Here is a 25,646-nt window from a genome sequence, read left to right on the forward strand (position 1 = left end):
TCGATCGGCACCGGACTGCCCGGTGACGTGACCGCTGCCTCGCATGGCGGCGCCGGACCGCTCCAGTCACAGAACTGTACCGGGGGTGCCAGTACAGCTTCTGTACTGGCTGAACTCAGGTTTTCTGAATAAGGTCCGGCAACATCTTTTGGAGCTCACCACATGACACAAGCCGGTTACAAGCAATTCTGCCCGCTCTCCATGGCCGCCGAGCTGCTCTGCACACGCTGGACCATGGTGCTGCTGCGCGAACTGGTGGCGGGATCGACCCGCTTCAACGATTTGCGCCGCGGCGTGCCGAAAATGTCGCCAACCCTTCTGTCGCAACGGCTCAAGGACCTCGAGGCCGGCGGCATCGTCGAGCGGACCGAGATCGCGACCGAGAAGGGCGTGTTCGAATACCGGCTGACCGAGGCGGGCCGGGATTTGCGCCCGGTTGTCGAGGCGATGGGGTTTTGGGGCCAGAAATGGGTCGAGGCCAGGCTGTCGCTCAAAAACCTCGATCCGTCGCTGCTGATGTGGGACATGCGGCGCAATCTGAACCCCAGCCCGCTGCCGGACGGGCGCACCGTGATACAATTCCTGTACCATGACCTGCCGGCGTCAAAACGATCGTGGTGGCTGATCGTCGAAAAGCAGGGCGAGGTCGATCTTTGCTGGTACGATCCGGGCTTCGACGTCGATCTCTACGTCTCGACCGATCTGTGCACCATGACCTCGATCTGGATGGGGCTGACGACAGTTCATAAGGAACGCGACAAGATCAGCCTGACCGGCGATCTCGACGTCGCCGGCAAGATGCAGATCTGGCTTGGGCTCAGCCCGTTTGCGGTGATGCCGAAGCGCGTGGCGGCTTGAGGTCCCTGCGCATTCCACAGATCGGCTTGCCTCTAAAAACTACTTGCGATATGCAATCGGTTTGGATACTGATTGCAAATCGCAACTGGTCACCAAAGGGAGTCTTCCTTGTCCAAACTGCGCGTCAATGCCTTCACCTTGTCGCTCGACGGTTTCGGCGCCGGTCCTGACCAGGACCTGCAAAATCCGCTCGGCGTTGGTGGCGAAGATCTGCACAAATGGATGACCGGCACCCGCACCTTCCACGAGATGGTCGGCAAGGATGGCGGCACCACCGATGTGGACGACCGGTTCACCATCGGCAGCTTCCACAATGTCGGCGCCTGGATCCTCGGCCGCAACATGTTCGGCCCAATCCGCGGCGAATGGCCGGACGAGAGCTGGAAAGGCTGGTGGGGCGACAACCCGCCCTATCATGTGCCGACCTTCGTGCTGACCCATCACAAGCGCGACCCCATTGCGATGGAAGGCGGCACCGTTTTCCACTTCGTCACCGGCGGCATCCACGCCGCGCTCGAACAAGCAAAGGCCGCGGCCGGCGGCAAGGATGTCCGCGTCGGCGGCGGCGTTTCCACCATCCGGCAATATCTGCAAGAGAAGCTCATCGACGAGTTGCATCTGGCCGTGTCGCCAGTGTTGCTCGGGAGGGGCGAGAGCCTGTTTGCCGGGCTGGATATGCTGAAGCTGGGTTACCAGTGCACCGAGCAGGTGGCGACAGCGCTCGCCACGCATGTGACGATCAAGCGGGTGTAGTGGCGAAGTGATAGGCGCAGGCTTCTTTCTCCCCGTTCTACGGGGAGAAATGCCCGGCAGGCAATGAGGGGCAGCGCTGCTTTGGAGGTTAGCAGCGTCCGACGGCTGTGAATTCGTCGCCGGAGCTGCCCCTCATCCGCCCTTCCGGCACCTTCTCCCCGTGAAACGGGGAGAAGGAAAAGTGCTCAATACTTCTCCGGCACGTAAAGCTCGCGCGGCAGGACCTGGCGCTCGTACTCCGGGTTGAACACCCGCTCGGGCAGCGTGATTTCTTCGTGCGGCACGTCCTCATAGGGCAGCTGTTTGAGGAGATGGTCGATGCAGTTCAGCCGCGCCCGCTTCTTGTCGTTGCCTTCGACGATGTACCACGGTGCCTCTGGGATGTTGGTGCGGGCAAACGTCTCTTCCTTGGCCTTGGTGTACTGCTCCCAGCGCACGCGCGACTGCAGGTCCATCGGCGACAGCTTCCACTGCTTCATCGGGTCGTGGATGCGCATCATGAAGCGCATCTGCTGTTCCTCGTCGGTGATCGAGAACCAGTATTTGACCAGCGTGACGCCGGAGCGGACCAGCATGCGCTCGAACTCCGGCACGTCGCGGAAGAACTCTTCGACCTGATCGGGTTCGGCAAAGCCCATCACCCGCTCGACGCCGGAGCGGTTGTACCAGGAGCGGTCGAACAGCACGATCTCGCCGCCGGCCGGCAGATGCGGCACGTAGCGCTGGAAATACCATTGTGACTTTTCGCGCTCGGTCGGCGCCGGCAGCGCCACGACGCGGCAGATGCGCGGGTTGAGGCGCTGGGTGATGCGCTTGATGACGCCGCCCTTGCCGGCGGAATCACGGCCCTCGAAAACCACCACCAGCTTCTTCTTGTGGTAGGCAACCCAGGACTGCAGCTTGATCAGTTCCGACTGCAAGCCGATCAGGTCGCGGAAATACTGCATGCGATCGATCGACGGCGGATGCGCGTTCTTGTAGATCTTGGCGATCTCCAACGACAGCGCCGGCTCCGAGATTTCCAGCTCATAGTCCTCGTCGAGCGTGTCGGCGAGTTCGGCTTCCAGCCAATCCCTGGCCGCAGAATTCTGCTTTAGCTCATTCATTTCCACTGCTCCGCTTGCCGGCTGACATGAAACCCTGAGCCGACTTGATATAGGCCGGCAATGACGGTTTTATTGCAAGCCGCCGGCCAGCCGGTCTTCACTGCAAAGCAGCGAGGCATTGCCGATCCAGCGCCCTGGCATGGCGACAAGCCGCTCAAATTGTCCTACAAATAGCGGACCCGTTCGGGCTTCCCCGCCCTTTCCTGCTAAAACCGCCTCCCCACCAAAACTACGAGGATCAGACATGGAATACCGCACGCTTGGCCGTTCCGGCTTGAAAGTTTCGGCGCTGACCTTGGGAACCATGACCTTCGGCGGCAGCGGGCCGTTCGCTGCCGTCGGCAATTCCGATCTCGCGGAGGCCTCGCGCATCATCGACACTTGCATCGATGCCGGCATCAATCTCATCGACACCGCCAATGTCTATTCCAACGGTCTGTCGGAAGAGATCATCGGCGAGGCGCTCGGCGGCAAGCGCAAGAACGACGTGCTGATCGCCTCCAAAGCGCGCATGCGGATCGGCAAGGGCCCCAATGACGAAGGCCTGTCGCGCCATCATCTGATCCGCGAATGCGAGAAGAGCCTGAAGCGCCTCAGGACCGATGTCATCGACATCTATTTCCTGCACGAATGGGACGGCGCGACGCCGCTCGAGGAAACCATCGCCGCGCTCGACACGCTGGTTGCCCAGGGCAAGATCCGCTATGTCGGCTGCTCCAACTATTCCGGCTGGCAGGTCATGAAGGCGCTCGGCATCAGCGACAGCCAGCACCAGCCGCGCTTCGTCACCCAGCAGATCCACTACACGCTGGAAGCACGCGAGGCCGAGTATGAGCTCTTGCCGATCTCGGTCGACCAGGGCCTTGGCGTTTTGGTGTGGAGCCCGCTCGCCGGCGGCCTGCTGTCGGGAAAATACCGCCGCGACAGTCCGACGGCGCGCCAGATCGGCGGCTGGTCGGAACCCCCGATCCGCGACGAGGATCGGCTGTGGCGGATTGTCGACGTGCTGGTCGATATCGGTGCGGCACGCGGCGTTTCGGCGGCCCAGGTGGCGCTGGCCTGGCTGCTTGGCCGGCCGGCCGTCAGCTCGCTGGTGATCGGGGCGCGCAACGAAGCCCAGTTGAAAGACAATCTCGCCGCGGCGAGCCTGACGCTGTCCTTTGATGAACGCCAGCGTCTCGATGCCGTCAGCCGGCCTCCGGTGCTCTATCCCTACTGGCACCAGCAGTTTACGGCGAAGGACCGCTTCGGCCCGGCCGATCTGGTTATGGACCGCAGCGTCATCTGACTTAAGGGCGCCGGAAGCCGCTAGCCCGCGATAAACCGCCAGACCTGCGGATCGGGCTCGATCTGGCCGCTGAGCACGAAATATTTGTAGAGCACGAGCAGGCAGATCGCCTGCTCGGCCCGCTCGTCGGCGAATTTGCGGCAATAGGCGTTGGCCGCCGCAACGATGCGCTGGGCCTCGGCCGGATGCTGCTCGAGATGATGCACCCGCTCGGCCAGATCGCTGAAGTCGGGCGCCAGCGGCACATAATGGACATCGGGCTCGAGCTGCCCCTCGGCGAACCAGGTCTCGTAAGTCGGCGGCGGCATCAGGCAGAGCGAGTTCGAGCTCATGATCCATTTCAGATTGGTCGCGACATCATTGCCTTCGAGCGAGATGATGTAGCGGTAGCGGCGCTGCTGATCGATGCTGAGATAGGGCTTGCGGTATTCCGCAGGTGCTGTCGCCCTCGGCGTGCCGACATCGCAGAACGGCAGATTGCGGGCTGCATCCAGCAACAAGGTGCGGATCGGATTGTTGAGTTCGCCGCGCCAAACGACGAGCGGATGCTTGTCGGCGAAGGCGACATCGTCGGCCGGCATGTAGAAATGACGGAACTTGTTCAGCTTGAACAGGACGCCGTTGCCGTTGTCGCCCGCTATCGGCCGATCCTTGACGATCGACGGCATCTTCGGCACTTCGATGACGTCGCCGAATTCCAGGTCGATGCGCAGATCTGGGTCGAAATAACGGGTGAACTCCTTCAGATCGTAATAGTACATGCTGCGGTCCGACGGCAGCCGGCTGACCGGCACGGCCTCGGAGCTGGGGCTAAAAGGCTCCCGCAGCGTGTTGTAGTAATTGAGCCGCTGGCGGACCGATGCGTCGGAAAGCCTGGCCTGATCGAGCAGCCGGCCGAGCCGGCGCCGGAAAAGAACCGGCGGCGCGATGTCGCGCATGGCGTTGCGCGCATAGTAGATCAGCTTCTGTGCGTTTCTTTGAAGCGTGGCCATCGGTCGTTTTGATTCGAAATCGGTCGGCGGCGGCTCCAGCAACTGTCCCGCAGCCTTTTCTAAACCATTGTGTTCGCCATCACGCAAGTCCAGAACCGCTGGCATCTGCCCTCGCGGCGCTGTTGTGTTTGCCGGCCAATGCTTCTAGGCAGGATCAGGCACAGCGAAAGGAAACGATATGGCTCGACCACCGAATTACGGTCAGGAACGCAAAGAGCGCGACCGGCAGAAGGCCGCCAAGAAGGCAGAGAAGCTCGCCGCCAAGGTCGCGGCCAAGGAGCGCGCCGAGCCTGAGAACGAGGCAAGTTCCAAAACCGACACCGAGACAGAAAAATAGGCAAGACAGGATCACCGGCCCGCGAAACGGGCCGGATCCTGGCAAAATGCCGGTCTGATCAGGCCGATGTGATCAGGCCGGGGCCTTGTCGCTGACGAAGACGTTGACCTCGCGCGCGGCGGCGATGAAGGCGCGTCTTGCAATCATCGCCGGCTTGTCGCCGGCCAGCGCGTCATGGCAGGCCTGCAGCGCTTCGCGGTGCTTGGGGCTGCGCTTGCCGGGCCAGCTGTTGAGCAGGTAATCGGAAGCCTCGCGCACCGTACGTAAGAGCTGAGTGCTTCCCTCCGTGCCCGACTTAACGGTCACGGGTGTTTCAAATCGGTTGTTTTCCATGGCCGCCTCTTACGCCATCGGCGTCCGCGAAGCGAGGCCGAAAGCGGATCGCGACGGCGTTCTTTCGTTTTCGTGACCGGTATCAAGCGGCGACGACGGCAAAACCCCTGGCGCGCAGGCTGCGCCGGTCATTGTGCAACGACGTCACCCGGCGGGCGCGGCTGCCGGCGATATGGGCCGAAAGTCGCGCCGCCGCCGCATCGGCATCGCCGGCCCGCACCGCCGCCAGAATGGCGTGATGCTCGCTCCAGGCGCGGCCAAGGGCCGCCTCGTCGCGCACCTCCAGCCAGCGCGCCCGCGACAGGCGCGTCATGGCATCGCGCACGGCCCGAAACAGGAACTCGTTGCCGGAGAGCCGCGCCAGTTCGATATGGAAATCCATGCCGACGCGGTGCCATTCCTCGCGCGGCGTGGCAGTGTCGCAGGAATCCAGCATCGCCTCGATGACATCGGCTGCGCTCCTGTCGGCCAGCGCCGAAGTCAGCCTGACCGCCGCGACCTCGACCGCTTCGCGGTACACAGCGATCTGTTCCAGTTCGGCAAGGTTGATCGGCGACACGGTCCAGCCGCGCCCGTCGCGGCAGATAAGCCCTTCCGTCTCCAGCCGCAGCAGGGCTGCCCTGACCGGCGTACGCGAGGCGCCGAAGCGGCTCTCGATCCAGCGCTCCGTCAGCCGCTCGCCAGGACCGACCTCGAGGCCAAGGATCATCTCGCGAAGCGCTTTTTCGACGATCTGCATCTGCGACATAGTTGCTTCCATTGCTGGCGATCGGCCTTGCCTATTGGTCTTGCCGATCACATTGAGGGCGCCTGATTGACAGCAGCCGGGCTTTGCGTCCATGAGGGTGCCAAATTGGTATCCCAAAATGGTATCCGCAGCAAGCGGACAGGACAGGACATGCCGCAGGACAGTGCAGCGCAGGCCGCCGAAGCGCCTTCCACCTACAACATTCATTGGCGGCGCAACCTGTTCGTGTGCTTTGCCGGATCGTTCAGCACGCTTGTGGCGATGACGCTGTTGTTGCCGTTCCTGCCGCTCTATGTCGAGCAACTGGGCGCCGTCGGCCACGCGGCGATCGTGCAATGGTCGGGCATCGCTTTCGGCGCCACCTTCCTTGCCGCCGCCCTTGTCGCGCCGCTGTGGGGACGACTGGGGGACCGTTATGGCCGCAAGGTGATGCTGGTGCGCGCCAGTTTCGGCATGGCGATCTGCATGTCGCTGACCGGCATGGTGCAGACCGTCTGGCAATTGGTGCTTTTGCGCCTGCTGATCGGCTTTGCCGGCGGTTATTCCTCAGGCTCGACGATCCTTGTCGCCATGCAGACGCCGAAGAAGCGCTCCGGCTGGGCGCTCGGCGTGCTGTCGGCCGGCATCACCGCAGGCTCCCTGGTCGGCCCGTTGCTTGGCGGCGCGCTGCCGCCATTGATCGGTATTCGCGCCACCTTCCTCATCGCGGGCGGCGTCATTTTCCTGGCGGCGCTGGCGACGACGTTCCTGATCAAGGAGATGCCTCGCCCGCCAATGCAGGCACAACCCAAGGAGAAACCAAAGGGCGGTTGGGCGCAGATCCCCGACAAACGCCCTGTCGTGGCGATGCTGGCAACCGGCATGCTGTTCACCTTCGCCAACATGTCGATCGAGCCGATCATCACCGTCTACGTCCAGCAACTGGTCGTGGACGCAAGCCGGGTGACGCTGGTCTCCGGTGTCGTCATGTCGGCGGCGGCGCTGGGCGCCATCCTGTCGGCGTCACAGCTGGGTAAGCTCGCCGACCGCATCGGCCACTGGAACGTCATCGTCGCATCGCTGGCCGTCTCGGCGCTGCTGTTGATACCGCAGGCCTTCGTCACCGAGAGCTGGCAGTTGGTCGGGCTGCGGTTCCTTATGGGTCTGGTGTTGGGCGGGCTGTTGCCCTGCATCACCAGCGTCATCCGCCACAATGTTCCCGATGGGGTCGGCGGCAATGTGCTGGGCCTGGCAATCTCGGCGCAATATGTCGGCCAGGTCGCGGGGCCGCTGCTGGGCGGCTTCGTCGGCGGCCATTTCGGCATGCGCGCGGTGTTTCTCGGCACGTCGGTGCTGATGGCGGGCGGTGCCGCGTATAATTGGCTGGCCCAGGCGCGCCGCACGCGCGACATGCTGGCGATATCGGAAAAATCCTGACAGACAGGTCGCGCCGCCTATCGTCAATCACGGAGCCCGAGACATGAGCATCGCCGAGTCAGCACCAGCAAACAGCGCGCGCATCCTCGTTTTCGCCGGCGGCATTGCCGGCGCGGCGGGCGTGGCGCTGTCGGCGGCTTCAGCGCATCTCGGCGGCGCGTTCGTCGGCACGGCCGCATCCTTCCTGCTCATGCATGCGCCGGTGTTTTTGGCCGTCGGCCTCGCCGGCGCAAACCGGATCTTGCGGATCGGCAGCCTGGTGCTGCTCGTCGGGCTTGTTCTGTTCTGCGGCGATCTGCTGGCATGGGATTTCGTGGGATCGCGGCTGTTCCCGATGTCGGCGCCGATCGGCGGCACCTTGCTCATCGCGGGCTGGCTGGTGATCGCGGCCTCGGCGCTCGTGCGGCAACGGTCCTGACGAGCCAAGAACCCTGCCCCACCAGATATCACACGAGGCTTAATCCTGCCGGTTTTGCGGCAGCAGGTCGCGGTTGCGCTTGGCAGGCTTGGTCGGCCGCCGCCGTTGCGGCTGCTCCGTGGCAGGCGAGATACCCCAGTAATTGCGATAAATGTCTTCGAACAGATGCTTCACGGGATGCATGGTCGTTCCTCTTCAAGAACTTGAATCGATCCAATCAGCTGGCACGAAAATGTCTGGCCGATCAGCTGCGCTTGCGTTTCACAAGGTATTGCAGGTCACGCCTCCACGGCCCGACCTTGTCGCGGCGCCTGCGGGTGGCGGCGTCGGAGACTATGCCCCAATCATTGCCGTAGATGTCTTCGAACAGATAATTCACGGGATGCATGGCACCGTCCTCTTGAATCGATCCAAGTTGTACTTGATGAATCCCTTGGATCGATTCAAATATAGACCCTCTCCGCCGTCCGATCAAGGGAAAATTTGAACCGATCCAACGAAAGTGCTAAACAGGCTCCGGTTCAGGAGACGAAAATGACGGCATTGACCTCCGGCAAGACGAGACCAGTGCGGCTTGCCGACATCGCCAAGGCGGCCGGGGTCTCGCACGGTACCGCGTCCAACGTGTTCGCTCGCCCGGAAATCGTGCGCGAAGAGGTCCGCGAGCGGGTCAAGGCGGCGGCGGAAGCGATGGGCTATGCCGGCCCGGATCCCAAGGGCCGGCTGCTGCGCGCCGGCAAGGTCAACGCCATCGGCGTGGCAACGGCAGAACCATTGTCCTATTTCTTCGACGATCCCTTTGCCCGCGTCATGATGGCCAGCATTTCGCAGGCCTGCGACGCCACCGGCGCCGGAATTTCGCTGGTCTCGGCCGCCAACAGCGAGCAGCTCGCCTGGAACATCCAGAGCGCCCTGGTCGACGGCTTCATCGTGTTCTGCATCGAGGGTGGGTCGCGGCTGGTCGAACTGGCGCGCGAACGCAAACTGCCTTTCGTGGCGCTTGATCTCGATTCGGAAAATGAGGCGGTCGCTGCGATCGGCGTCGACAACGTCGCCGGCGCGGGTCTGGCGGCGCGCCATCTGGCCGAGTTCGGCCATCGCAGCTTTGCCGTACTCGCCCTGGAATCTGCCGACGCTGGCTTTGGTCCCGTCACGCAGGAGCAAGTCGAGACGACATCCCTCTACTCGGGCACACGCGACCGTCTGCGTGGCTATTTCGGCGAGCTCTCCCGCTTCGGCATCGACGTCTCGCAAGTGCCAATCTACGAAACCCTCAATGACGAGGCGAGCGTGCGGGCCGGCCTCGAGCATATTTTCGCGCTGCCGCAGACGCCGACGGCAATCCTGGCCATGTCGGACAAGATTGCGCTGCATGCGCTCGACTGGCTGCGCGAGCGTAACATTGCCGTGCCGGGCGATGTGTCCATCGTCGGCTTCGACGGCGTGCCGGAAGGCGCCGACTCCGAGCCGCCACTAACCACCGTCGCCCAGCCGATCGCCGAGATGGGACGCCTGGCCGTCAAGGCGATCCTCGAAAATGACGGCTCGCAGCACCGGCAATTGCTGCCGGTCGATCTCGTGGTGCGGGGGTCGTCCGGCCCCTCGCCTGCTAGCCAGGCGGCTGATGTGGGATCATCGGCTTAGCCTTGGCATCGCGGGCATGCCGAAGGTCTGGTGAACGGCTGGCGCTTCTTTGCGAACCGGCTTTTTGCTCGAGCCGATGCCGGACAGCCACTCAAGATAGAAGGCGAGCACGAATTGCATGGCGATGCCGGCCGAAATCAGCAAGGCGTCATAGGCAAAGCCGCCCGGATTGATCAGCTTCATCACCTGCGCCGCCATGGCGATCAGCGTGCCGGCGAGGAACACCGGCAAGGAGCGCTTGCCGAGCAGCGCTAGCGGATGATCCGGGCTGAGACGGAACAGGTTCGAGAAAGCCGGCAGGGCGACGATCAGATAGCTCACCGCCAATATGTGCAGGAGCCGCGGCAGCGACAGGAACGTCTTGTCGAAGCCGCCGATCACCACGGGCAGGTTAAACCACGTTATCTCGCCCCAGAGCGGGCTGTGCACCCAGACCGCCGCTGCCGCGACATAGGCCGCCGCGGCGCCCACCAGCCAACGATTGACGGGAATTGTGCCGCCGCGCCTGACATGCAGCATGCCGGCAAGGCCGATGTTGAACAGGAATTGCCAGGACAGCGGGTTGAGGAACCAGAAGCCGGGCTCGGGATAGTTCGGCGGCGCGATCTGCCAGAGGCCGGCGGCAAGCCACAGCGCGCCGGAAAAGACCAGCGCCGGGAGCGGCCGGTAGCTGACGAAGAGCAGGAAAAGCGGCGCCATCAACAGCAGCGCCGCATAGACCGGCAAAATGTTGTTGTAGCCAAGCTGGTGGCCGAGCGTGACAATGCCGATCATGACCTCCGGCGTGTTCTTCATCAGCGGCTCGATGTTGATCAGCTTGAGCAGTTCCGGCCGCCGGCCGTACACCGCCGCGGCGCAGAACAACGCCATCACAACCATGGTGGTGACGATGTGGGCACTGTAAAGCACGCCGGCCCGGCGCCACATCTTCAACATCGCCAGCAGCCGGCCGCCCGGCTGGAACTTGTTGCCATAGGCGAGTGCGACCGACATGCCGGAAATCAGCACGAAGGCTTCCGCCGCGTCCGAGAATCCGAAATTCTTGTAGGTCAGCGTTTCGAAGACGGTGCCCGGCACGTGGTCGATATAGATGGTCAGGAGTGCGAGCGCACGGAACACGTCAATGCGCGTGTCGCGATCGGCGATACGCGGGGCGCGATCGGGCGGAACTGGCAGGGTCATCGACAAAAGGCCTCAAAGGAGAGCAAGGGTGCTCGCGTTGTTCATGCCGGGATGCGACCATCGGCGCACACCGCTTCGATTCCTCCCGCAGGGAGCATATCGGCGCAGAAACGGTCTGAAATGAGCCTGTTGCAATCACATTTGGCGGAGCGTGAAAATATTCCGTTTTGAAGCTGGCAAAGGACCAATGTCTCCGTGAAAACAACGAGATATGAGCGTGCATCGATATAGCGACGAGAACGCCTTTCTGCACCAGGATCTGGCCTTTCCCTACCGCCTCCTCAAGCCGGAGAATGCCGGCGGCGAGAGCCTGTTTTTACTGCACGGATCGGGTGTCGACGAAACGACGATGGTCCCGACTGCGAGGCAGATCGCCCCTAACGCCACGCTGGTCGCGGTGCGTGGCCGCATCCGCCAAGAAGACGGCTTCCGCTGGTTCGAGCGGATCACGCCGACCAGTTTCGAACAGGCGAGCATCCGTGCCGAAACATCGTACTTTGCCGCCTTCGCAAGCGAGGCCGCAAAGCGCCACGGGCTCGACCTCGCCCGGGCGACTTTCCTCGGCTATTCCAACGGCGCCAATCTGGTTTCCAGCCTGATGCTGCTCAACTCCGGCCTCGTCCGAAAAGCGGCGTTGCTGAGAGCAATGCCCGTGCTTGACGATGCGCCGGCAACCAATCTGACCGGAACGCGCGTCCTGATTGTCGCCGGTGCCGCCGATGAGACCTACGGGCCGTTTGCGCCGCCACTGGTGACGCTGCTCAACAAACATGGCGCCGAGGTCGATGCGCGCATCGTGCCTTCAGGTCACGAAATCGGCGACCCGGATGCCGCCATCGTCCGGCAATGGCTGGCGGGACCAGCATTGGTCGCACGCCAGGCAGGCTAAGAGACCTTGGTAGACCGCATCGGCCCCCGGCGGAACGGCTGAGCAGATGCTCGTCGCCTAGCCCTGTCCCATCCGGTTCCAGGCATCGAGCCCGGCGATCTTGTAGGCTTCGGCCAGCGTCGGATAGTTGAAGGTGTTGTTGACGAAGAAATCAACCGTGCCGCCGAGGTTGATCACCGCCTGGCCGATATGGATCAGTTCGGTGGCGCCTTCGCCGACGATGTGGGCGCCGAGCAGGCGGCGCGTTTCGACCGAGAACAGCAGTTTCAGAAAGCCGGAGTTGACGCCCATTATGTGGCCGCGCGAGGTTTCGCGGAACCGCGCCAGACCGACTTCATAAGCAGCGCCGCTCTCGCGCACCTGCTCCTCCGACTGACCAACGGTGGAGATTTCCGGCACGGCGTAGATGCCATAGGGGAAGGTTTCCGGCGGCGGTGGCAGTTGCACGCCGAAGGCGTGGCAGGCGGCCACCCTGCCCTGCTCCATCGATGTCGAGGCAAGGCTGGGGAAACCGATGACGTCGCCGGTGGCATAGATGTTGGGCGCACTGGTCTGGAAGGTCTGCGGATCGACCTTGATGCGGCCCCGGGAATCGGCCTCGATGCCGACCACGTCGAGGCCGAGGCTGCCGAGATTGCCGCTGCGGCCGGCGGCGTAAAGCACGATCTCGGAGCGGATGGTGCGGCCATCGGCGAGCGTCACTTCGGCATAGTCGGGTTTTGAGACGATTTCCTTGACCGTACTGCCGAGGCGAATGGTCATGCCGCGGTCGCGCATCTGGTGGATGAAGTCGTCGACGATCTCGCGGTCGACGAAATCGAGGATGGTGTTGCGCGGCTCCACCAGCGTCACCGGCACGTCGAGCGCCGAAAAGATCGTCGCATATTCAACGCCGATGACGCCGGCGCCGATCACCGTCAGCGTGCGCGGCAGATGGTCGAGTTCCAGCATCTCATCGCTGTCGAAGACGCGGATCTTGTCGAAAGGCACGTCGCGCGGCCGGTGCGGCCTGGTGCCGACCGCGATCAGCGCATTGGTGAAACCAACCTCCGAGTAGTCGCCATTTTCTGCCGTCAGGCTGACCTTGTTTGGGCCGACGAATTTCGCCATGGCGCGCACGCTTTTGACGGCGTTGCGCATAAACTGGTGCTGCAGCACCTCGACCTCGTGGTCGAGCGTCTTGTGCAGCCGCTCGACCAGATCGGCGATGGAGATGTCCTGCTTGACCCGGTAGCCGCGGCCGTAAAAGCCCCGCTCGCGCCAGCCGGACAGGTTCAGCACCGTCTCGCGCAGCGTCTTCGACGGGATGGTGCCGGTGTGCACCGAGACGCCGCCGAGGCGCCGGCCCCTGTCGACCACCAGCACCGATTTGCCGAGCTTGGCCGATTGCACCGCGGCGCGGCGCCCGGAAGGGCCGCTGCCGATGACCAGCATGTCGTAATCCATGTAACCCCGTCCCCTCGGCGTCTTGTTGCGCCGCAGCAAGCTAACGCCATCCGTCCACCAAATTCAATCGGCTCAACCGCGTCACACTGCCGAGCAGGACCGATGGACGAACCGATCTTGATTCCGCCCGCGGTCTTCACCATTTCAGTGGCGGCGCACCCTAGCGTGGCGCCTGTTGCGAGGACATGACATGAACGCGCGCGTACTTGACGGCGAAATCATCACCAGCAGGCTCGACGACGTCAGGGCCTATGACGGTGTGCGCACGCGGCGCATCCTGGCCTTCATCATCGACTATTGCATCGTGGCGCTTCTCACCATTCCGTTCGCGATCCTGGTGGCCGTGCTTGGCCTTTTGACATTCGGTCTTGGCTGGGCGCTGTATTCCATCCTCGTGCCGGCGGTCGCCATTCTCTACATCTGGAACACGCTGGGCGGTCGCAACCAAGCCACATCAGGCATGAAGATGATGGGCATTCGGCTCGATCGTCTCGACGGCAGCCGTATCGACGGCCTCACCGCCGTTGTCCATTCGGTGCTGTTCTGGGCGAGCACGGTCATCCTGACGCCGCTCGTCCTCCTGGTGACGCTGTTTTCCGATCGCAAGCGCACACTGCACGACCTGCTGCTTGGCACGGTCGTCAGCCGCAGCGACCGTTGAACCGGCGTTCAACCGGGGCCAACAGGCATTTGTGCGCAAATGTGAAGGGGTCCGTTCAACCCCGCCTTCACAATCCTGTTGAATTTTTCGCCAGCCAAGCCAAAGGTAGAGCGATTCGCAGGAGTGTTCCCAAGGTTCGATGACGCACCATCCGACCCAGTCGCCGCAGTTCTTCCTGACCGCGCCATCGCCGTGCCCGTATCTCGAGGGCCAGTTCGAACGCAAGGTGTTCACGCATCTGGTCGGCGACAAGGCGCCGGAGATGAACGACCTGTTGACGCAAGGCGGTTTCCGGCGCTCGCAGAACATCGCTTACCGTCCCGCCTGCGAGACCTGCCGCGCCTGCGTCTCGGTGCGCATCCTGGCGCAGGAGTTCACCGCCAGCCGCAACATGAAGCGGGTGATCCAGCGCAATTCCGATCTGATCGGCGCCATGCACGACGCGCAGCCGTCGACCGAGCAGTATTCGCTGTTTCGCGGCTATCTCGACGCTCGCCATCGCCGCGGCGGCATGTCCGACATGACGGTGCTCGACTACGCCATGATGGTCGAGGATACCCATGTCGACACCAAGGTGATCGAATACCGGCGCCGCGGCCCCGACACATTCATCACCGGCAAGGGCCAGGGCGAGCTGATCGCCGTGGCGCTGACCGACAAGATGGCCGATGGCCTGTCGATGGTCTATTCCTACTTCAATCCCGAGTTCGAGGACCGTTCGCTCGGCACCTTTATGATCCTCGACCATATCGCCCGCGCCCGGGCCATGGGCTTGCCCCATGTCTATCTCGGCTACTGGGTCAACGGCTCGCGCAAGATGAACTATAAAATGCGCTTCATGCCGCAGGAGCATCTCGGCCCGAAGGGCTGGGAACGCTACGACCACGAAGCGGTCACGCGCTGATTTTCTTCTTACCAAATCCTGATCTAAACATTTTCAGCCGAGACGATGCTGGTCTTTCCGCCCGTTGGCGGGGCGATTGCGCAGACCGGCATCTGCTCAAATCATTGCGAAAGCCGTTGCATGTCCTCTCACAATGCCCACACCAAAGGACTTCTGCTCACCGCGCTTGGCGGGCTGGCGCTGACCATCGACATTCCCCTGATCCGGCTCGCCCATGGCGAAGCCTGGACGATCCTTTTGCTGCGCACCGGCTGCACCTTCGTGGCGGGGCTGATCGTATGGGCCATCTGGCGCTCGTTCAGCAAGAATGCTCCGCAGCTGATACCCGGCTGGTCGGGGCTCGTCGTCGCCACCCTCTACGGGCTCGGCGCAATCGCCTTCATCACTGCCGTCTACAACACCTCGACCGCCAATCTGGTTTTCATCCTGGCCTTCTCCACCATGTTCTCGGCGCTGCTGTCGTGGCTGTTCCTGAAGGAGCGACCGCAGCCGCTGACGCTTGCGGCAATGGCGCTGATGATCGTCGGCATCGCGATCATCGTCGGCGATTCCGTCGGCACGGGAAATCTGTTCGGCGATGTGATGGCGCTGTGTTCGGCCTTGGCGATTGCCTGCGCAATCACCGTTTCACGCGCCAGCGGCAGGGATATGGGATTCACCGCGCTGACCGGCGTCCTGCTGCCGTTCGGGCTGGCGGCGCTCATGGTCTCCAGGACCGGTTTCCAGGTGGAAGCGCCATGGTGGATCGTTTTCAACGGCGCCGTCATCATGCCGTTCGCCTTCTTCTGCCTAGCCAACGGGCCGAAATACATTTCAGGCCCGGAAGTGGCGATGTTCTATCTCCTGGAAACGGTTTTGGCGCCGGTCTGGATATGGATGATCTTTGCCGAGACGCCGTCGCGCAACAGCTTGATCGGCGGCGTGATCCTGATCGTCACGCTGGTTGCCCATTCCCTGTGGCAGTTGCATGAAGGGCGCAAGCGCCGGGCAGCGCTCGCCGTCGCTTACCCAGCCTGACTTTTCTTCGCCGGGCCGGCGACAATCTCGATCTGCGGCGGCCCGCCTTCGAGCTCGGCCGCCGCGTCGGGAACGGTGTCTTCGGCCAGTTCCACCTCGCGCAGCCATTCGCGCCAGATCGCGACGAGCAGCGCCATCAGCACCGGGCCGATGAACAGGCCGAGAAAGCCCATTGTCTTTACGCCGCCGATCAGGCCGAAAAAGGTCGGCAGGAAGGGCAGCTTGATCGGCCCGCCGACCAGCTTCGGGCGCAAGGTCTTGTCGACGATGAACAGTTCCACTGCGCCCCAGATGAACAGCGCCAGACCCGCCATCGGCGAGCCGCTGGCGGCGAGGTAGATCGACACAAGCGTAAACGACAGCGGTGCGCCACCGGGGATCAGCGCCATCACGCCGGTCAATGCGCCCAGCGTCACCGGCGACGGCACGCCGGCCAGCCAGTAGGCGATGCCCAGCACCAGCCCCTCGCCGATGGCGATCACGGTCATGCCGGTGACGGTGGACGAGATCGTTGCCGGTACGACGCGCGAAATCCGCTCCCAGCGTGCCGGCAGGATGCGTTCGCCGAGGCGGTCGATCTGACCGGCAAAGTGTGCGCCGTCGCGATAGGCGAAGAACAGCGCGATCATCATGAACAGCAGCGTCAGCAACAGGCCGAAGGCGCTGCCGCCGGCCGCCAGCACGCCGCGATAGATGCTGCCGATATTGGCGCCGCTGACCAGTTGGATCAGTTCGCCGATGCCGCCGGGATGGCCGAAATTGTCCGTCCACTGTTGGTTCAGCCACTCGCCGACGACCGGCAGCGAGGTGATCCAGTGCGGTGTGACCGCACCGTGCCTGTTGGTTTCGATCGCCCAGCCGACCCATTCGCGGACCTCGTTGATGGCGTAGGTGCCGGCAAGCGCTATCGGCACCACCAGGAAGGCGAGGATGAACAGGATGGCGAGCGTCGCGGCGACCGTGCGGTTGCCTCCGACACCGGCAAGCAGCCGGCGGTAGAGCGGCCAGCTGGCAAAAGCAATGACGAGGGCTGCCAGCACGGGAAACAGGAACCCGTGGAAGAAATAGACGCCGGCGGCAACGATCAGCACCAACAGCCAGCGCGCCGCCGACAGCGGCGGAATGACGGCGGCTCTGAGCGGTGTCGACAGGCCGAACAGGCGCTGCTGACGTTCCGGCTTCTGGATCTTCGCTTCCTTCAAACGGTCAATTCTCCCGGCCTACACAGCGTTTATGCACTGTCATAGTGCCGCAATCGTGACGATAGTCCAAATGCCTTGGGATCTCCCCCCTTGTGGGGGAGATCAGCAGCTTCAACCAAATTTCCCCGTCCGCGGGAATCCCTTCGGCACCATCCGTCCGGCCGACGCTCTCGCGCCGATCCACTCGGCCAGCTCTTCGCGCGACCTGACGAAGGTGCGGTCAGCGGAATCCTGCCAGGACAGGCCGCTCTCCAGCGTGAAAGGTTTCAGGTCGAGCAGACCGCCATCCTTGTATTTCTGCAGGCGAACGCCCTTGCCGCGGCCCATCTCCGGAATTTCGGAGAGCGCAAACACCAGCATCTTGCGGTTCTCGCCGACAATGGCGAGATGATCGCCGGAAACCGGGATGCAGGCCTTGGCCTCGTCGGGCGCCTTGACGTTCATCACCTGCTTGCCCTTTCGGGTGTTGGCGACGACCTCCTCCTCCGGCACGATGAAACCATTGGCATCGTAGGAGACGAGCAGCAGCTTGCGCTTCGGGTCGTGGACGAAGGCGGTGACGATGTCCTGGTCGTTGTCCATGTCGACGATGATGCGGATCGGTTCGCCATGGCCGCGGCCGCCCGGCAGCCGGTCGGCGCCGATGGTGTAGAATTTTCCGCCGGTGGTGAAGACCAGGATCTTGTCGGTGGTCTGGGCATGGAAGGTGAGCTTGAGGCTGTCGCCTTCCTTGAAGGTGAGCGTGGAATGGTCCGCCAGATGGCCTTTCATCGCCCGCAGCCAGCCCTTTTCCGAGACCACCACGGTGACCGGCTCGCGCTCGATCATGGCGTGCGCAATGTCGGTCAGATCATGCTCCGGCGCGTCGGCGAACTGGGTGCGGCGCTTGCCGAGTTCGGTCTCGGGGCCGAACTTGTCGCGAACCTGCGTGACTTCCCATTTGATCGTCGACCATTGCTTGGCGTCGGATGCGAGCAATGCCTCGATCTGCTTCTTCTCGGTGGTGAGACCGTCGAACTCCTTGCGGATCTCGAACTCTTCCAGCTTGCGCAAGGCCCGCAGCCGCATGTTGAGGATGGCTTCGGCCTGGGTGTCGGTGAGCGACCAACGGGCCATCATCACCTGCTTGGGCTCATCCTCCTCGCGGATGATCCTGATGACCTCGTCGATGTTGAGGTAGGCGATCAGGTAGCCGGCAAGGATTTCCAGCCGCTTCTCGATCTCGCCAAGCCGATGCTTCGAGCGGCGGATCAGCACATCGCGCCGATGGTCGAGCCACTCCTTCAGCACGCCCTTCAGCGACAGGACGTTAGGCACCTTGCCCCGCGACAAAACGTTCATGTTGAGGGGAAATCGGCTTTCGAGCTCGGTCAGCTTGAACAGCGATTCCATCAGAATGCCGGGATCGACCGAACGGCTCTTCGGTACGAGCACAATGCGGACGTCCTCGGCGCTTTCATCCCTGACATCCTCGAGCAGCGGCAATTTGCGCGCGATCAAAAGCTCGGCGATCTTCTCGATCAGCCTGGCCTTCTGGATGCCGTAGGGGATTTCAGTGACGACGATGCTCCAGGTGCCCCTGCCCTGATCCTCCTGGCCCCATTTGGCGCGCACGCGAAAACCGCCGCGGCCGGTCTCATAGGCCTCCAGGATGGATGCGCGGCTGTCGACGATGATGCCGCCGGTCGGGAAATCCGGCCCCTGGACGAACTCCATCAGCTTTGTCACCGGCGCGTCCGGCTGCTCGATCAACTGCAGCGCTGCGTTGCAAAGCTCGGCGGCATTGTGCGGCGGGATGGACGTGGCCATGCCGACCGCAATGCCGGAGGAACCGTTGGCGAGCAGATTCGGGAAGGCGCCGGGAAGCACTACGGGCTCCTCGTCCTCCTCATTGTAGGTTGGCCGGAAATCGACGGCGTCCTCGGTGATGCCGGCAAGCAAATCGCTCGCCACCTCGGTCATGCGCGCCTCGGTATAGCGCATGGCGGCGGCGTTATCGCCGTCGATATTGCCGAAATTGCCCTGCCCGTCGACGAGGGGATAGCGCATGGAGAAATCCTGCGCCAGGCGCACCAGCGCGTCGTAGATCGACTGGTCGCCATGCGGATGGAACTTGCCCATCACGTCGCCGACGATGCGGGCGCATTTGGCAAAGCCCTGGTCGGGGTTGAGCCTGAGCAGCCGCATCGCATGCATGATGCGGCGATGCACAGGCTTCAGCCCGTCGCGCACGTCAGGCAGCGCCCGGTGCATGATGGTCGAGAGCGCATAGGCGAGATAGCGCTCTTCCAGCGCCTTCTTCAGATCGACCGGTTCGATGTGGTCACCGCCGCCATTTTCAGGCGGCAAAATCCTTTTTCCCATGCGGCTGGACTAGCCGAGCGGGTGATTCGCGGCAAGGCGGGGCTGCGGAAATCCGCACTTTGCAGCCTTTGGGCTTACGAGGGCGGCTCAAGGTCCGACAATGGATGTGACGGACTTCATGTTCCCCCTTGCCGTCCCTGTGCAACAGCAACGGTAGCAGTGCTGTTGCCAACCAACATCAATCTGTTACACGCCCTCTCTAAGGCAGGAGACGGTACGCAGGGGAGCCCGACCTTCATGACATATTCACCGCATCGGGCGAAGGCTCCCGCTCCGATTTGCCTTTCGCCGTGATTTTCGACAAATCTGCGGGAAGGCGCCTTTTTCCCGTCCAGTTCGTCACGGAATGGTGATGGCGTAGAATTGAGAAAACACTTTTTTCAGGACTCTCTCAGGGAACTCGCGATGACAATCCAACGCTCGACACTCAAGACTCTTGCTTTTTCGACCTTTTTGCTGACGCTGCCGCTGAATGCCGCCTTTGCGCAAGACACGGCGGTTGCCGACCGACTGAAGGCCGCACTTGCCGTCCAGGGCGTCGATATCACTTGGACCGGCGTTACCGGCGACAATTCCAGCATGGTGCTGCAGGGCGTGTCGGTCAAACCGGCGGCCGAAAAGGAATCGCTGCCGATCGGTGACGTCAAGCTCGAGGGCGTGACCGAAGCCAATGGCGGCTTCGATGTCGCGACCATCACGACTTCGGCCTTCGAGCACAGCAAGGACGGCGTCACGCTCAACCTCACCCCCTTCGTCATCCACGACGCCAACATCCCGGCTGAGGGCGCTACAGGCCCGCTCGGCTCGATGATGATCTACAAGTCGGCCGAACTCGAAAACCTGACGGTCAAGGTTGCCGACAAGACCGCCTTCTCGGTGGATGGGCTTGCTGTCCAGATCACGCCGCCGGCCGACGGCAAGGCGATGGAGTTTTCCGCCACCACGGAAAAGTTCAACGCCGACCTGACCCTGGTCGACGATGCGAAATCCAAGGAAGCCATCGAGGCCCTCGGCTACCAGAACATCTCGGGCAATATCGAAATCGGCGGCACCTGGCAGCCGAGCGACGGCAAGATGGACCTGTCGAAATACGACATCTCGGTCGAGAATGCCGGCACGCTCGGCATGACCTTCGGCCTCGGCGGCTACACGGTCGACTTCGTCAAGTCGCTGCAGGAGATGCAGAAGAAGATGGCGGCGCAGCCCGAAGGCGCCGACAATTCGGCGCAAGGCATGGCCCTGCTCGGCCTGTTGCAGCAGCTCTCCTTCAACAGCGCCTCGATCCGCTTCGATGACGATTCGCTCACCGGCAAGGTGCTTGAATATGTCGGCAAGCAGCAGGGCATGTCGGGCAAGGACATCGCCAACCAGGCCAAGGCGATCGTGCCGTTCGGCATGGCACAGCTCAACAATCCCGAACTGACCGCCGAAGTGACGGCGGCGGTGAGCAAGTACCTCGACGATCCGAAGAGCCTCGAGATTTCGGCCGAGCCGCCGGCAGCGGTGCCGTTCGCGCTGATCATGGCCGGTGCCATGTCCAACCCGGCCGACCTGACCAAGACGCTCGGCGTCCATGTCAAGGCCAACGAAGACTGATCGAAGTTCGCTCCCTTCTCCCCGTCACTATACGGGGAGAAGGTGCCGGCAGGCAGATGAGGGGCGGCGCCAACGCCTGCAAATTGTAGTTCGATGCTGAACCGATTGTCAGAAGGCGCCAACTGCTAAGGCCGTTCGCCAATCGCCTGCATGCGTGCTGCCCCTCATTGTCCTGCCGGACATTTCTCCCCGAATAGAGACGGGGAGAAAGGGCAGTTGCAACGCTGCCGTCAGTCCTTCTTCACTGCCGCGACACGCAGCGACAGATCACGCAACTGCTGCGGCGAGGCTTCCGAAGGCGCGTTCATCAACAAATCGTAGGCCTGCTGGTTCATCGGGAACATGGTGATCTCGCGCAGGTTCTTGGCCCCGACCAGCAGCATGACCACGCGGTCGACACCGGCCGCCATGCCGCCATGCGGCGGCGCGCCATACTGGAAGGCGCGATAGAGGCCGCCGAAGCGCTCCTCGACCGTGGCGCGGTCCAGCCCGACCGTCTCAAACGCCTTGACCATGGTCTCGGGCAAATGGTTGCGGATACCGCCAGAGGCGATCTCGAAACCGTTGCAGACCATGTCGTACTGGAAGGCCTTGATGCCGAGCAGGTCGTCGCCGTTGAGCGCGTCGATACCGCCTTGCGGCATCGAGAACGGGTTGTGGGCGAAGTCGATCTTCTTCTCCTCCTCGCTCCATTCGAAGAACGGGAAGTCGACGATCCAGCACAATTCGAAGCGCTCGCGGTCGACAAGGTTCAGTTCTTCGCCGGCACGCGTACGCGCGGCACCGGCGAAGGTAACGAACTTCTTCGGATCGCCGGCGACGAAGAAGGCGGCGTCGCCATCGGCAAGGCCGAGCTGCTGGCGGATCGCCTCGGTGCGCTCCTCGCCGATGTTCTTGGCCAGCGGACCGGCGCCTTCAAGCTTGTCGCCTTCCTTGCGCCAGAAGATGTAACCCAGTCCCGGCTGGCCCTCGCCCTGCGCCCACGAGTTCATGCGGTCGCAGAAGGCGCGGCTGCCGCCGGTCTTGGCCGGAATGCCCCACACTTCGGCCTTCGGATCGTTGGCCAGGATGTTGGCGAAGACCTTGAAGCCGGAATCGCGAAAATGGTCGGAGACGGCCTGCATCTCGATCGGGTTGCGCAGGTCCGGCTTGTCGGAGCCATATTTGCGCATCGCGACATCGTAAGGAATGCGCTGGAATGTCTGCGTCACCGGCTTGCCGTTGGCGAAGGTCTCGAAGACGCCGCGCATCACCGGTTCCATGGTCGACAGCACGTCGTCCTGCTCGACGAAGCTCATTTCGAGGTCGAGCTGGTAGAATTCGCCGGGCAGACGGTCGGCGCGCGGGTCCTCGTCGCGGAAGCAGGGCGCGATCTGGAAATAGCGGTCGAAGCCCGAAACCATGATCAGTTGCTTGTACTGCTGCGGCGCCTGCGGCAGCGCGTAGAAGGTGCCGGGATGGATGCGCGACGGCACCAGGAAGTCGCGCGCGCCTTCCGGCGACGAGGCCGTCAGGATCGGCGTCGAGAATTCGGTGAAGCCGACATCGGTCATACGCTTGCGCATCTCGGCGATGATTTTCGTGCGCGACACGATGTTCCTGTGCAGCGTCTCGCGGCGCAGGTCGAGGAAGCGATACTTCAGGCGGATGTCTTCGGGATAGTCCGGCTCGCCGAACACCGGCAGCGGCAATTCCTTGGCTGCCGACAGCACCTCGATCTCGCGGGCAAAGATCTCGATCTCGCCGGTCGGCAGGTTGGCGTTGGTGGTGTCCGGCAAGCGCGCCTTGACCTCGCCGTCAACGCGGATCACCCATTCGCCACGCAGCGTCTCGGCGACCTTGAAGGCGGGCGAATCCGGGTCGGCGACGATCTGGGTCAAGCCGTAATGGTCGCGCAGATCGATGAAGAGCAGGCCGCCATGGTCGCGCACGCGATGAACCCAGCCCGACAGGCGAACCGAAGAGCCGACATCGCTCTTTCTCAACTGGGCACAGGTGTGGCTGCGGTAACGATGCATTGTCATGGCAAAATTCCGGGGTGCTGGGTTGTGGCCCGAGCATCAAAGCCCGGTCCAAAATTTGCGCGAAAAGCGCATGGGAGGCCCGATTTGTCAAGGCAAGCCGGGTTTGGCAAGCGCCCTTTCTGACTTCACTCGTTTGCAGGGCCCTGTGCCGATATGGTCGCCTCAGTCACGGCGCCTCAGAAGGGACCGCCTTGCGGCAAGAAAGAGGCTAGCTGCCGAACCTGGCCTGCATCCTGTTGAAGATCTGGACGACATCATCATGCGCCGCCGTGTCGAAGTCGCGGTCGTCGTATTTCGGGCCGGCCACGAGCAGTGGCCCGTCGCCGCGCCAGCGATCCTGTGCGAAATCCTCGCCAAACGACCTTGCCACCTTGCGGCCGCCCTGTTCGATGACGATCGTTTCGCGCGCGCTGGTACGGTTGGTAAGGCAGGCGTAGATGATCTTGTCGATAGCCACCAGCCGCGCGCGCGTATCCTCGCCCGGCTTTTCCATGAAATCACGCATGTAGTTCCGGGCGACGTTGCAGCCACTGACCTGATGGCCGGCTGTAGCGCCTTCGAGAAGCCACTGATCCGACGTCCGCCGCATCACCTCGTCAGCCACCGGTCCTTTCTCCAGGCGGTCGGCATATTTGTCACGCATGGTTGCAAGACCATAGAATGCAGCCGCATCTTCATCGCGTGCGGCGAGCAGTATCTTCGCTGCCATATTGAGCAGACGGTTCTTCACGGCGTGGTCGGCGGCTATGGATTCCAGTGTTCCAAGGATCGAGTCATCGGAGGCTTCTATGAGCGTCCATGCGAACTTGATCTTTTCCTTGCCGTCTCCGGTCGCGCCGACCTCGGCCAACTTCAGGAAACGTTCGCCCCAAGGCGCGAAGTCGCGCTGTGCGGCGCTGCTGCGGCCGAAACATTCCGCCGCAAAAGACGCCGCGGTGACATCGCCCGTCAGCGCCATCTTTTCCAGCATTGCGAAAACAGCGGTGTCTGCCCCGTCGATACGGCAGCGCGATTTTTGTACCAAAGCGAGATTGAGTTGTGCGCGCGGCAGACCGGATTCGGCAGCAGCAGACAGAAGACGCGCGGCCTCGGCAGGGTCTTCTTCGGTTCCCGTACCGCGATAGAGCAGAACGCCGAGATCGTTCATCGCTTTCGGATCGCCGAAGCCAGCGGCCGGCTTCAGGACGGCGACCGCGAGCGACGGCATGCCGGCGTTAAGGGCGCTACGGGTGAGCGTGGTATTGGCGAAAACCCCAATGGCCACCAACGATAGAACGGCAACCGAACCGAGGATCATGAGAAGTTTGCGCATTGTTGCCTTTAAGATGTCGGTTCCTTGAGCCGTGCCGCCGCGTCCTGGAACAAAAGACGCCGCAGCGCATCCGCCGCCCGACCGATGTCAAAGGTGGGATAACTCGAAGCAACCGGATGCGGTTTCACGGCAGGGTATTCCACCGCGTCGTACCATTCCAACGATGCGGCGCTGTCTTCCTGCCGGTCGATGCATGCATGCGCCCGCGCAACCACCGCGTTGAATTCAGAACGGCTGTAGCGGCCAACACGATGCAGCAGGTCTTCCATGGCAAATGAGGCGGTGCGGCAGATCATCGCCCAGTCACCGTTGACAGCGCCGGCTTGCATCCACTCTTCAAATGTCTTCTTGCCAAGCCGGTCACCCAATTGGAGGCGCGGCAACAGCCTGTTGAACTGGTGGCGTGCCACGCCCAGCCATTCGTAGGCCTGCGGCTGACCGAGTTCCGTCGCGGCGAAAAGATCCAGGCTGGCGCGGTCGATGAGCCGAACCACACGGTTGTCATACTCCTGCTGTGTCGGGCTGCCCCGATAGCCTGGAAGCTGGATCGAACGGGCTGCGTTGACCAGCGCCCTGCCCGATTTGAAGCGGCCCGGTCCATCGCCGGAAGCGATCGCAAGCGATGCCGCGATCATCGCACCGTCAGGATCCTCCAGGCGGTTCTTGGCAGCATTGAAATAGAGGCAGTCTATCGTCTGCTTTGCGGCTGCCGCATTTCCGTCAGCGACGGCGGTCTCCAGTTGTCCCACCGTTTGGGCGCTGCGGGCGCTGTCGAGACCGCAGCCGCCACCTCGTATAAGAGCGAGGTTGGCAACTGCTTGCGACGAGCCGAGCGCTGCGGCTTGCGTGAACAGCCCGCGCGCCGCCTCGAGGTCGGTCGAGACGCCGACGCCTCGATAGTGCAACACGCCGAGATTGTTCTTGGCTGTTGCGTCGCCGGATGATGCGACAGCCAGATAAACCTTGGCTCCGGCGGCAGTGAAACCCTCGGCGACCAACCAGTGCGCCAAGGCGTTGCGTTGCTTCTGCAAAATGGGGAGCGGTGATGCGATCAGGGCGAAGGCCGCGAAGACCAGCGCAACAACCCAGATAATTAAATGCCTCACGACGCAGCCCTCAGCCGCAAGTGCAGTTACGCGATCCTATGGGCCGAGGC

Annotated in this window: 25 protein-coding genes; 12 read left to right on the forward strand and 13 right to left on the reverse strand. The window is 62.7% G+C overall.

Annotated features, from left to right (window positions below; genetic code table 11):
* Positions 1 to 162: 162 nt before the first annotated feature.
* Together NKI06_RS11235 and NKI06_RS11240 are read left to right on the forward strand one after the other, a co-directional pair.
* Positions 163 to 858, forward strand: a complete 696-nt coding sequence (locus NKI06_RS11235) for a winged helix-turn-helix transcriptional regulator (protein WP_023682403.1) — start codon at positions 163 to 165, stop codon at positions 856 to 858.
* A gap of 108 nt (positions 859 to 966) precedes the next feature.
* The gene (locus NKI06_RS11240) at positions 967 to 1,611 is read left to right on the forward strand and encodes a dihydrofolate reductase family protein (RefSeq protein ID WP_023682404.1); all 645 of its coding nucleotides are present in this window, start codon (positions 967 to 969) and stop codon (positions 1,609 to 1,611) included.
* A gap of 185 nt (positions 1,612 to 1,796) precedes the next feature.
* On the opposite strand, the gene ppk2 is transcribed toward NKI06_RS11240, so the two are convergent.
* A complete protein-coding gene (gene ppk2 / locus NKI06_RS11245; protein ID WP_023689516.1) occupies positions 1,797 to 2,717 on the reverse strand; it encodes a polyphosphate kinase 2 in 921 nt (306 codons plus the stop codon).
* Between the two features lie 244 nt (positions 2,718 to 2,961).
* Between ppk2 and NKI06_RS11250 the strand changes: the two genes are divergently transcribed.
* The gene (locus NKI06_RS11250) at positions 2,962 to 4,005 is read left to right on the forward strand and encodes an aldo/keto reductase (protein ID WP_023730846.1); all 1,044 of its coding nucleotides are present in this window, start codon (positions 2,962 to 2,964) and stop codon (positions 4,003 to 4,005) included.
* A 20-nt stretch (positions 4,006 to 4,025) separates the two neighbouring features.
* On the opposite strand, the gene NKI06_RS11255 is transcribed toward NKI06_RS11250, so the two are convergent.
* On the reverse strand, positions 4,026 to 4,997 hold the full coding sequence (locus NKI06_RS11255; protein WP_352985285.1) for a glycosyl transferase family 90: 972 nt from the start codon (positions 4,995 to 4,997) through the stop codon (positions 4,026 to 4,028).
* A 178-nt stretch (positions 4,998 to 5,175) separates the two neighbouring features.
* Here NKI06_RS11255 and NKI06_RS11260 point away from each other — a divergent pair, with 178 nt between their 5' ends.
* Entirely contained in the window at positions 5,176 to 5,334 is a 159-nt protein-coding gene (locus NKI06_RS11260; RefSeq protein WP_023673009.1) for a hypothetical protein, read from the forward strand.
* A 72-nt stretch (positions 5,335 to 5,406) separates the two neighbouring features.
* Here the strand turns inward: NKI06_RS11260 and NKI06_RS11265 are convergent, their stop codons facing one another.
* Together NKI06_RS11265 and NKI06_RS11270 are read right to left on the reverse strand one after the other, a co-directional pair.
* Complete coding sequence (locus tag NKI06_RS11265; protein ID WP_023682408.1) at positions 5,407 to 5,667, reverse strand: DUF982 domain-containing protein; 261 nt, start codon at positions 5,665 to 5,667, stop codon at positions 5,407 to 5,409.
* 82 nt (positions 5,668 to 5,749) lie between these two features.
* The gene (locus tag NKI06_RS11270) at positions 5,750 to 6,415 is read right to left on the reverse strand and encodes a GntR family transcriptional regulator (RefSeq protein ID WP_352985287.1); all 666 of its coding nucleotides are present in this window, start codon (positions 6,413 to 6,415) and stop codon (positions 5,750 to 5,752) included.
* 150 nt (positions 6,416 to 6,565) lie between these two features.
* Here NKI06_RS11270 and NKI06_RS11275 point away from each other — a divergent pair, with 150 nt between their 5' ends.
* Both NKI06_RS11275 and NKI06_RS11280 read left to right on the forward strand, forming a co-directional pair.
* Positions 6,566 to 7,831 carry a multidrug efflux MFS transporter gene (locus tag NKI06_RS11275; protein WP_352985289.1) on the forward strand — a complete coding sequence of 422 codons (1,266 nt, stop codon included), beginning with the start codon at positions 6,566 to 6,568 and terminating at the stop codon, positions 7,829 to 7,831.
* A 43-nt stretch (positions 7,832 to 7,874) separates the two neighbouring features.
* On the forward strand, positions 7,875 to 8,249 hold the full coding sequence (locus NKI06_RS11280) for a DUF423 domain-containing protein (protein ID WP_352985290.1): 375 nt from the start codon (positions 7,875 to 7,877) through the stop codon (positions 8,247 to 8,249).
* A 39-nt stretch (positions 8,250 to 8,288) separates the two neighbouring features.
* On the opposite strand, the gene NKI06_RS11285 is transcribed toward NKI06_RS11280, so the two are convergent.
* Complete coding sequence (locus NKI06_RS11285) at positions 8,289 to 8,432, reverse strand: hypothetical protein (RefSeq protein WP_352985292.1); 144 nt, start codon at positions 8,430 to 8,432, stop codon at positions 8,289 to 8,291.
* A 61-nt stretch (positions 8,433 to 8,493) separates the two neighbouring features.
* Positions 8,494 to 8,637, reverse strand: coding sequence for a hypothetical protein (locus tag NKI06_RS11290; protein ID WP_023673015.1), 144 nt, complete (start codon positions 8,635 to 8,637; stop codon positions 8,494 to 8,496).
* A 146-nt stretch (positions 8,638 to 8,783) separates the two neighbouring features.
* Between NKI06_RS11290 and NKI06_RS11295 the strand changes: the two genes are divergently transcribed.
* Positions 8,784 to 9,893 carry a LacI family DNA-binding transcriptional regulator gene (locus NKI06_RS11295; RefSeq protein WP_352985295.1) on the forward strand — a complete coding sequence of 370 codons (1,110 nt, stop codon included), beginning with the start codon at positions 8,784 to 8,786 and terminating at the stop codon, positions 9,891 to 9,893.
* Here the strand turns inward: NKI06_RS11295 and NKI06_RS11300 are convergent.
* The gene (locus NKI06_RS11300; RefSeq protein ID WP_023826083.1) at positions 9,882 to 11,075 is read right to left on the reverse strand and encodes an OpgC family protein; all 1,194 of its coding nucleotides are present in this window, start codon (positions 11,073 to 11,075) and stop codon (positions 9,882 to 9,884) included. The genes NKI06_RS11295 and NKI06_RS11300 overlap by 12 nt on opposite strands.
* Positions 11,076 to 11,292: 217 nt before the next feature.
* On the opposite strand from NKI06_RS11300, the gene NKI06_RS11305 reads away from it, so the two are divergent.
* Positions 11,293 to 11,964: an alpha/beta hydrolase gene (locus NKI06_RS11305; RefSeq protein ID WP_245261333.1), complete on the forward strand. Its 672-nt coding sequence runs from the start codon at positions 11,293 to 11,295 to the stop codon at positions 11,962 to 11,964.
* A gap of 57 nt (positions 11,965 to 12,021) precedes the next feature.
* Here NKI06_RS11305 and sthA read toward each other — a convergent pair whose 3' ends face one another.
* A complete protein-coding gene (sthA, locus tag NKI06_RS11310; RefSeq protein ID WP_352985297.1) occupies positions 12,022 to 13,410 on the reverse strand; it encodes a Si-specific NAD(P)(+) transhydrogenase in 1,389 nt (462 codons plus the stop codon).
* Positions 13,411 to 13,600: 190 nt separating this feature from the next.
* Here sthA and NKI06_RS11315 point away from each other — a divergent pair, with 190 nt between their 5' ends.
* The 3 genes from NKI06_RS11315 (at position 13,601) to NKI06_RS11325 (ending at position 15,992) form a co-directional block, all read left to right on the forward strand.
* A complete protein-coding gene (locus tag NKI06_RS11315; protein WP_023673020.1) occupies positions 13,601 to 14,071 on the forward strand; it encodes an RDD family protein in 471 nt (156 codons plus the stop codon).
* Between the two features lie 139 nt (positions 14,072 to 14,210).
* The gene (locus NKI06_RS11320; RefSeq protein WP_023682417.1) at positions 14,211 to 14,975 is read left to right on the forward strand and encodes an arginyltransferase; all 765 of its coding nucleotides are present in this window, start codon (positions 14,211 to 14,213) and stop codon (positions 14,973 to 14,975) included.
* A gap of 120 nt (positions 14,976 to 15,095) precedes the next feature.
* Positions 15,096 to 15,992 (forward strand): DMT family transporter, encoded by an 897-nt coding sequence (locus NKI06_RS11325; protein ID WP_023689526.1) that lies wholly within the window; start codon positions 15,096 to 15,098, stop codon positions 15,990 to 15,992.
* Here the strand turns inward: NKI06_RS11325 and NKI06_RS11330 are convergent.
* Together NKI06_RS11330 and parC are read right to left on the reverse strand one after the other, a co-directional pair.
* Positions 15,980 to 17,194, reverse strand: coding sequence for an AI-2E family transporter (locus tag NKI06_RS11330; protein ID WP_023715388.1), 1,215 nt, complete (start codon positions 17,192 to 17,194; stop codon positions 15,980 to 15,982). The two genes, NKI06_RS11325 and NKI06_RS11330, sit on opposite strands and share 13 nt — an antisense overlap.
* A gap of 111 nt (positions 17,195 to 17,305) precedes the next feature.
* Positions 17,306 to 19,558 carry a DNA topoisomerase IV subunit A gene (gene parC / locus NKI06_RS11335; RefSeq protein WP_023715387.1) on the reverse strand — a complete coding sequence of 751 codons (2,253 nt, stop codon included), beginning with the start codon at positions 19,556 to 19,558 and terminating at the stop codon, positions 17,306 to 17,308.
* 405 nt (positions 19,559 to 19,963) lie between these two features.
* Between parC and NKI06_RS11340 the strand changes: the two genes are divergently transcribed.
* Positions 19,964 to 21,154, forward strand: a complete 1,191-nt coding sequence (locus NKI06_RS11340) for an aq_1923 C-terminal domain (protein ID WP_023673025.1) — start codon at positions 19,964 to 19,966, stop codon at positions 21,152 to 21,154.
* A gap of 230 nt (positions 21,155 to 21,384) precedes the next feature.
* Here NKI06_RS11340 and aspS read toward each other — a convergent pair whose 3' ends face one another.
* From aspS to NKI06_RS11355, 3 genes are all read right to left on the reverse strand, one after another.
* Positions 21,385 to 23,178 carry an aspartate--tRNA ligase gene (gene aspS / locus NKI06_RS11345; protein ID WP_352519225.1) on the reverse strand — a complete coding sequence of 598 codons (1,794 nt, stop codon included), beginning with the start codon at positions 23,176 to 23,178 and terminating at the stop codon, positions 21,385 to 21,387.
* Between the two features lie 208 nt (positions 23,179 to 23,386).
* Complete coding sequence (locus tag NKI06_RS11350; protein WP_352650198.1) at positions 23,387 to 24,475, reverse strand: tetratricopeptide repeat protein; 1,089 nt, start codon at positions 24,473 to 24,475, stop codon at positions 23,387 to 23,389.
* Between the two features lie 23 nt (positions 24,476 to 24,498).
* Entirely contained in the window at positions 24,499 to 25,596 is a 1,098-nt protein-coding gene (locus NKI06_RS11355; protein ID WP_352985300.1) for an SEL1-like repeat protein, read from the reverse strand.
* Positions 25,597 to 25,646: the final 50 nt, after the last annotated feature.

The sequence above is a fragment of the Mesorhizobium sp. M0772 genome, assembly GCF_040320135.1.
Taxonomy (GTDB): domain Bacteria; phylum Pseudomonadota; class Alphaproteobacteria; order Rhizobiales; family Rhizobiaceae; genus Mesorhizobium.

What these genes read in the sequence shown, in the direction of transcription:
- NKI06_RS11315 (WP_023673020.1), top strand. Translation starts at nt 13,601, where the DNA reads ATGAACGCGCGCGTACTTGACGGCGAAATCATCACCAGCAGGCTCGAC.
- NKI06_RS11325 (WP_023689526.1), top strand. Translation starts at nt 15,096, where the DNA reads ATGTCCTCTCACAATGCCCACACCAAAGGACTTCTGCTCACCGCGCTT.
- NKI06_RS11250 (WP_023730846.1), top strand. Translation starts at nt 2,962, where the DNA reads ATGGAATACCGCACGCTTGGCCGTTCCGGCTTGAAAGTTTCGGCGCTG.
- NKI06_RS11295 (WP_352985295.1), top strand. Translation starts at nt 8,784, where the DNA reads ATGACGGCATTGACCTCCGGCAAGACGAGACCAGTGCGGCTTGCCGAC.
- NKI06_RS11290 (WP_023673015.1), bottom strand. Translation starts at nt 8,637, where the DNA reads ATGCATCCCGTGAATTATCTGTTCGAAGACATCTACGGCAATGATTGG.
- aspS (WP_352519225.1), bottom strand. Translation starts at nt 23,178, where the DNA reads ATGACAATGCATCGTTACCGCAGCCACACCTGTGCCCAGTTGAGAAAG.
- NKI06_RS11285 (WP_352985292.1), bottom strand. Translation starts at nt 8,432, where the DNA reads ATGCATCCCGTGAAGCATCTGTTCGAAGACATTTATCGCAATTACTGG.
- NKI06_RS11300 (WP_023826083.1), bottom strand. Translation starts at nt 11,075, where the DNA reads ATGACCCTGCCAGTTCCGCCCGATCGCGCCCCGCGTATCGCCGATCGC.
- NKI06_RS11255 (WP_352985285.1), bottom strand. Translation starts at nt 4,997, where the DNA reads ATGGCCACGCTTCAAAGAAACGCACAGAAGCTGATCTACTATGCGCGC.
- NKI06_RS11260 (WP_023673009.1), top strand. Translation starts at nt 5,176, where the DNA reads ATGGCTCGACCACCGAATTACGGTCAGGAACGCAAAGAGCGCGACCGG.
- parC (WP_023715387.1), bottom strand. Translation starts at nt 19,558, where the DNA reads ATGGGAAAAAGGATTTTGCCGCCTGAAAATGGCGGCGGTGACCACATC.
- sthA (WP_352985297.1), bottom strand. Translation starts at nt 13,410, where the DNA reads ATGGATTACGACATGCTGGTCATCGGCAGCGGCCCTTCCGGGCGCCGC.
- NKI06_RS11280 (WP_352985290.1), top strand. Translation starts at nt 7,875, where the DNA reads ATGAGCATCGCCGAGTCAGCACCAGCAAACAGCGCGCGCATCCTCGTT.
- NKI06_RS11265 (WP_023682408.1), bottom strand. Translation starts at nt 5,667, where the DNA reads ATGGAAAACAACCGATTTGAAACACCCGTGACCGTTAAGTCGGGCACG.
- NKI06_RS11270 (WP_352985287.1), bottom strand. Translation starts at nt 6,415, where the DNA reads ATGTCGCAGATGCAGATCGTCGAAAAAGCGCTTCGCGAGATGATCCTT.
- NKI06_RS11340 (WP_023673025.1), top strand. Translation starts at nt 19,964, where the DNA reads ATGACAATCCAACGCTCGACACTCAAGACTCTTGCTTTTTCGACCTTT.
- NKI06_RS11320 (WP_023682417.1), top strand. Translation starts at nt 14,211, where the DNA reads ATGACGCACCATCCGACCCAGTCGCCGCAGTTCTTCCTGACCGCGCCA.
- NKI06_RS11235 (WP_023682403.1), top strand. Translation starts at nt 163, where the DNA reads ATGACACAAGCCGGTTACAAGCAATTCTGCCCGCTCTCCATGGCCGCC.
- ppk2 (WP_023689516.1), bottom strand. Translation starts at nt 2,717, where the DNA reads ATGAATGAGCTAAAGCAGAATTCTGCGGCCAGGGATTGGCTGGAAGCC.
- NKI06_RS11350 (WP_352650198.1), bottom strand. Translation starts at nt 24,475, where the DNA reads ATGATCCTCGGTTCGGTTGCCGTTCTATCGTTGGTGGCCATTGGGGTT.
- NKI06_RS11275 (WP_352985289.1), top strand. Translation starts at nt 6,566, where the DNA reads ATGCCGCAGGACAGTGCAGCGCAGGCCGCCGAAGCGCCTTCCACCTAC.